Raw genomic sequence first — 6,010 nt, 5'->3', positions numbered from 1 at the left:
GGGCGCCGGCATCGCGGCGCCCGACTCATTTCAGCCCGCCGGCATCGTCGGCGCCCGACCGATTTCAGCCCGCCGGCATCGCGGCGCCCGACCCATTTCAGCCCGCCGGCATCGCGGCGCCCGACTCATTTCAGCCCGCCGGCATCGTCGGCGTCCGACTCATTTCAGCCCGCCGGCATCGTCGGCGCGATTCTTTTCATCCCGTTCCGCCTCCCCGCGCGATCTGGCGAAACCGAAGCGCGGCGAAGATCACCAACAGCGAAGGGAGCCAGATCCAGAGGATCTCGCTGTGGGTCACCCGTATCCCTCCGGGGTCGAGCCACGGGTTCCCCGTGGGCGGCGTGACCCGGATCGGCCGGAAGACGGAGTGGTACCGCGCCGCGGAGAACGGCGCGAGAACGGCGACGCCCACGCCGCTCGCCATCGACGCGTCGAGGAAGCCGTGCGAGAGGCCGGCGAGGAAGAAGATCCCCCAGAGCCGTTCCCGCAGACCGTCCCGGCGGGGATCGCGAAAACAGGAGAGCGCGAGCGCCGCCGCCGCGGCCGCCGCGAACGCGATCGAATGCGTGATGCCGCGGTGGCCGAACATGCCGCGATAACGGGCCCCCATTCCCACGAACGCGATGTCGACGTCCGGGATCGTCGCGATCGCGATCGCCGCCGCCCAGTAGCGCGGCGGGAGCTTCTGCTCGGGCCGAAGAACGGCCGCGATCGCCGTCGCGGCCAGCGCGTGGGAGAGAACCGCCGCCACGCAATCTCGTCAGCGCAAGATGGCTGCCAGGAGAGAAGGAGAAGCGCTCGCGTGCGGGCTCGGTCCGAGGCGGGAAGGGGATGACGCCGTCAGCTCCGAGCCGGCGCTCCCCGCCGGGACCCGGAAGCGCGCAAGGCGAGCCATTCGCGGATCGACGACGCCGCGTCGGGAGGGAAGTCGTGGCCGCGTTCGCGGATCGCGACCTCGACCCGAGCTCCCCTCGTCTCGAGGGCGCGGGCGTTCTCTTCGATCTTCGCCGGGGGGTAGTACGCGTCCTCGCGTCCGGCGAGGTAGAGGACGTCGACCGCGGCGTCCCGGTACTTCGGCGAAGTCGACCAGTCGCCCGGGATCCCGCCGGCCACCGCCACGACGCCGCGGACCTTCCCGGGGTACGTGAATGCATAGCGGAAATTGAGGGCGACCGACTGCGAGAACCCGAGGAGGAAAACGGCCGCGGGATCGACGCGGCGCTCGCGGGTCAGCCGGCGCAGGATCGCGTCGAGCGCCGAGTGGTGCAGCGCGATCGATTCCTCCGGCTTCCAGTTGCTTACCCATCCGAAGCCGACACCGAGCGGCTTCGAACGGTCTTCCGGGCGGACGAGGTGCGGGTGGGTTCCCTGCAGGCTCGCGAGCGCGAATCCTTCGGGCAGCGCGGGCTCGACGAGCCTCGCCATCGAACGCTTGTTGCCGCCGTATCCGTGCAGGGCGATGACGAGCGGCGCGTTCTCTCCGTCAGCCAGGAAAACGTCGCAGTACGACGCGCTTTCCTGGGGGATCCGCCACTCCTCCGGCTCCCGGGCGGGCGTCATTTGATGAAGTAGCCCGCCGCCTTCCAGTCGCCTCCTTCGCGGACGGCGGTGACGGTCTCGACGGCGTCGGCCTTTCCGGAGAAGCTCGCGCCGAACTGGACCACGAAGTACTGGCCGTCGGGCGCGCCCGGAAGCGACGTCCGGTAATCCGCCGACTTGAGATACCGCTTGATCAGGTCGCCGAGCGGCTTGCGCCCCCCTTCCATCGCGCTCACCCAGCGTTCGCGCGTCAGCGCCCCCTTGAAGAGCACCGACGCCTGCTCCCACGACTCCCCGTACTTGCCGGCGTCGATGAGATGGAGCCACGTGGTCATCGCCGTGACCGCGGGAAGCGAGTCCGGCGGCTTCGGCGCGTCCGCGGCACGCGCGGCGGAAACTGCGGTGGCGAACGCGAGCGCGGCGGCGAGGACGGTCGAGAGACGAGAACGCATGAAGAACCTCCCTCCGGGTGATCCCGGAAGGAGATTCTAAGCCGCAGGCCGGCGTCCGGGTCACGCCGCCGGGCGGCGCGGTCCGCGCCGCCCGGTTACTTCGAGCCGTGCTTGTGGACGGCGAACGCTTCGGCCGGGACGTCGCCCGAGATCGTCACGCCGTCCTCGGTGCGGACGACGCGGATCTTCCGGATCGCGGAGACGAGCTCCGGGTTCTTCGACTGCGCGGACATCCGCCAGGCGGCGAGCATCCCGCGGAGCACGTCTTCGAGGTTCTCGCGGGTCTCCTCGTCCGAGGTCACGCCGGTCGCGGAGACGGAGACCACGGCGCTCGACACGTTGGCCTGGAACGTGACGAGCGAGAGCGACTGCAGCGCTCCGGCGAGCTGCGCGGCCGGCCCGTCGGCGGAATCGCGCCGCGCCGACGGATGGAGCTGATGCATCCGCGCCGTGTCGACGATCGCCCACGCGGCCGAGCGCGTATCCACGCGCGAGAGCGCGTCGGAGACGAAGGAGTGGGGTGCGAGGCCCGCCGTTCCCGCGGCGTAGGCGTCGAGCGCGTGCAGAAGCGCCCGCTCGCTCCCCGCGAGCACGAGCGTCGGCGAGACGAATGCGACCGCGCCGGCCTCGTGGCCGTGCTCGCCCGCGTGCTCGGGAAGGCGATAGTACGGAAGCGGCGCGGCGTCGACCCGGACCGCGCCGCGCGAAGCGGTCGCCGCGGCGAGCGCGTCGGGGTGGAAGCGGCCCTCGAAGACGACGAGCGGGCCGGCCTCCTTGCCGCCCTCGGAGCTCAGGGAGAACACGGCCGAATCCACGTCCTTCTTCGGATCGAGGCCGGCGTCCTTGAGGAATTGCGCGGCCTTGCCGTCGGCCGAGACCGCGTCCGTCTCTTTGAAGAGTCCGGCGGAGACGGCGGTCGACTTGAGGCGGTCGAATCGCACCTGCCCCACGGCGAGGGCGTCCGGCGGGACGAGCTCGAGGCCGTCGGACGGCGGCGCCGCGGCGAAGGCGCCGGCGGCGGCGAGCAGAGAGACGAGGGCGGCGATCGAGAAGAGCGGGCGTTTCATCAGAAATCCTTTCTCTGGAAGAGCCATGCGGCGGCGGCGAAGCAGGCGAGCCCGAAGGCCGCCGTCGTCGTGAACGGAAGCGCGGTGAGCGAGCCCGACATCGCGCGCGGAACGGCGCCGCCCCCGACGAGGGCGATCGCGGCGCGGCCGAGCTCGGCGGTCTTCGGCAGCACCCAGTAGAGGCCGCGGACGATCGCCGCCTGCCAGTCGTGCGCCATCGCCGCCTCGATCTTCTCGTGCCCGGCGAAGATCGCCGAGAAGAAGAAGATCGCGTACGTCGCCATGATCGAGACGCCCGTCGACGACGTCAGGACGCCGACCGCGAAGGAGAACGCCATCAGCACCGCGATCGCGAAGAGGATCACGAGCGCGGCGAGGAAGAAACGCGGGTGGAAGACCCTCGTCTTCCACGCGACGATCAGCCAGATCGCGCCGACGAGATAGACGACGTTCGCTGCGGCGAGCAGCATTCCGGCGACGTAACGCGACGCGAGGAGGTTCACGCGCCCGACCGGACGCGAGAGATAGAGGTCGATCGTTCCCTTCTCCTGGAGGCGCGGGGTCAGGTGCGCCGTCGCGAAGATCGCGAGGAACGTGCCGACGACGTAGAGGAACGCGGAGAAGCCCGATTCGAAGCCGATCACGAGGCGGTCGAGGTCGACGCGCTCTCCTGCCATCTGGACGGACTGCCCGAAGAGCCTCGCCCCCGCGAGCGCGCCGTCGACGATGTCGAGGTTCACCGCGAAGGCGAAGATCAAAATGAAGAGCGACGACAGGACGAAATACGCGACGAGCGTCCAGCGTGCCGCGGCCTCGCGGAAGACGTCCTGGATGTTGGCGGCGAGCGTTCTCATGGCTTCGGCCCTTCCTTCGACGGAGCGGCGGGCGCCGGCGCGTCCGGCGGGCGGAAGAGCCCGACGAAGACATCCTCGAGGCTGGACTTGAGCGGGGAGAGCTCGACGAGCGAAGCGCCGCGCGAGCGGACGCGATCGACGAGCGCGTTGACGTGGTCGAGGTCGCGGACCGAGAGGAGCAGATGGCCGTTCTGGCGCTCGACTCCGGCGCCGGTCTCCCGAAAGGCGGCCATCAGCGCCTCGTCGACGGGCGAGGCGATCATCCGCCAGCGGGACTCGCGGCGCGTCAGATCGTCGATCGTTCCCTCGGCGGCGATCTTTCCCGCGCGAAGGATCGCCACGCGCGAGCAGGTGAGCTCGATTTCCGAGAGGAGGTGGGAGTTGACGAGGATCGCCTTTCCCCGGCGGGCCTCTTCCTGCAGCAGGTCGCGGATTTCCCGGCGACCGACCGGGTCGACGCCGTCGGTCGGCTCGTCCAGCAGGAGGACGTCCGGATCGTGGACGAGCGCCGCCGCGAGGCCGAGCCTCTGGACCATGCCCTTCGAGAACTTCTTGACCCGGACGCGCTCCCATTTCTCGAGGCGGACGCGCTCGAGGAGCCCGGGGATGCGCCGGGCGAGGGTCGCCGAATCGACCCCCGACATGCGGCCGAAGATCGACAGCGTCTCGCGGGCGGTGAGATACCCCGGGAACCGATGGCCCTCCGGGAGATATCCGACGCGCCGCCGGCTCTCCGGGTCGGAGACGGGAATACCGTGGATCGAGGCTTCCCCGGCCGTCGCGCGAGTCAGCCCGAGGAGGATCTTGACGGTCGTCGTCTTTCCGGCGCCATTCGGGCCGAGGAGGCCAAACAACTCTCCGGAATGGACTTCCAGGTCGACGCCGTCGAGCGCAGTGATCGACCGGTACACCTTCCGGAGGTTGCGCGCGGCGATCACGGTTTCCGCCATGCTGGTATTAACGGAGAACAACGGTCTAAGTTCAGAGATTTCAGTGAACGCCCGCTTGGAGCGAGCGGCTTTGCCGTCGCTCAATCGGGCTCCGCCGAGTTGAAGCGGTCGCGTTCCGCGCGGCTTAACTCGGCCGCGAGAGCACTGCATAGCCGAATTCCGAAGGACGAAACTCGAAACAGCTCAAGCCCTGAAGTCGCGAGCCCTCGGATTTTTGCTACAGCTTCCGCCCCCTCGCCAGCAGCACGACCGTCATCGTGAGTCCTATCGCGATCACCGTCCATCGCGCCGGCCCTCTCCCGATCCGCCGCGCGAAGCGCGCGCCGCCGTACCCGCCGATCGCCGATCCGGCCACCATCACGGCGACCGAGGGCCAGTGCACCGCGCCCCGCGCGATGAAGTAGGCGGAAGCGACCACGTTGATCACCGTCACGAAGAAGCCCTTGAGTCCGTTGGCGGTGTGGATGTCCGAAAGGCCGAGAAACCCGAGCAGCGCCAGCATCAGGATGCCGCTTCCGGCGCCGAAGTAACCGTCGTACACGGCGACGGCGAAGAGCATCGCGCCGACGACGAGAATTCGCACCCGGCCGGGCGGCCGCGGCACGGCCGATACCCGCCGAAACGTGAGCGCCCCCTGGACGATGAAGAGGCTGGTCGCAAACAGCACGAGATACGGCGCGATCCGCGCGAAGTCGCGCTCCGGCGTCGCGATGAGGAGCGCGGAGCCGATCGCGCCGCCGGCGAGCCCGGGAAGGAGGAGCGCGGAGAGCCATCGGGGATGCTTTCGCACGTCCTCGAAGTGCCCGACCATCGCCCCTGCCCCGGTCGGCAGCATCCCGACGGTGGACGTCGCGTTCGCGACGACCGAGGGAAGCCCGAGAAGGACGAGCGCCGGGAACGTGATGAGCGTGCTCCCCCCCGCCATCGCGCCGATCGCCGAAGCGACGATCGCGGCGAGGAAGAGGATCGCCGCGGCGAGCGGCGTGAATGGAATCGCGGCGAGCGGCGTGAACCGAATCGCGGCGAGCGGCGTGAACCGAATCGCGTGGAGCGGCGCGAACGCTTGAAGCGGCGCGAAGTGAGCCGCGTGGAACGGCGTCACTCGATGCTTCTCGCCCGGACTTCCTCCGAGGTCAGCCCGTAGAGCG

General features: G+C 69.7%; 7 protein-coding genes. All 7 read right to left on the bottom strand.

Annotated features, from left to right (window positions below):
- Window positions 1–196: 196 nt before the first annotated feature.
- The gene (locus VKH46_14485; GenBank protein HKB72052.1) at window positions 197–751 is read right to left on the bottom strand and encodes a metal-dependent hydrolase; all 555 of its coding nucleotides are present in this window, start codon (window positions 749–751) and stop codon (window positions 197–199) included.
- A gap of 89 nt (window positions 752–840) precedes the next feature.
- Window positions 841–1,560 (bottom strand): hypothetical protein, encoded by a 720-nt coding sequence (locus VKH46_14480; GenBank protein HKB72051.1) that lies wholly within the window; start codon window positions 1,558–1,560, stop codon window positions 841–843.
- Entirely contained in the window at window positions 1,557–1,991 is a 435-nt protein-coding gene (locus VKH46_14475) for a DUF4019 domain-containing protein (protein HKB72050.1), read from the bottom strand. Before VKH46_14475 ends, VKH46_14480 begins: the two co-directional genes overlap by 4 nt.
- A 95-nt stretch (window positions 1,992–2,086) precedes the next feature.
- Window positions 2,087–3,058, bottom strand: coding sequence for a hypothetical protein (locus VKH46_14470; GenBank protein HKB72049.1), 972 nt, complete (start codon window positions 3,056–3,058; stop codon window positions 2,087–2,089).
- Window positions 3,058–3,912, bottom strand: coding sequence for an ABC transporter permease subunit (locus VKH46_14465; protein ID HKB72048.1), 855 nt, complete (start codon window positions 3,910–3,912; stop codon window positions 3,058–3,060). Before VKH46_14465 ends, VKH46_14470 begins: the two co-directional genes overlap by 1 nt.
- Window positions 3,909–4,862, bottom strand: coding sequence for an ABC transporter ATP-binding protein (locus VKH46_14460; GenBank protein HKB72047.1), 954 nt, complete (start codon window positions 4,860–4,862; stop codon window positions 3,909–3,911). Before VKH46_14460 ends, VKH46_14465 begins: the two co-directional genes overlap by 4 nt.
- Window positions 4,863–5,079: 217 nt before the next feature.
- Window positions 5,080–5,964: a sulfite exporter TauE/SafE family protein gene (locus VKH46_14455; protein HKB72046.1), complete on the bottom strand. Its 885-nt coding sequence runs from the start codon at window positions 5,962–5,964 to the stop codon at window positions 5,080–5,082.
- Window positions 5,965–6,010: the final 46 nt, after the last annotated feature.

The organism is Thermoanaerobaculia bacterium, from assembly GCA_035260525.1.
Classification (GTDB): Bacteria; Acidobacteriota; Thermoanaerobaculia; order UBA5066; family DATFVB01; genus DATFVB01.
This window is presented reverse-complemented; position numbering and strand designations above follow the sequence as displayed.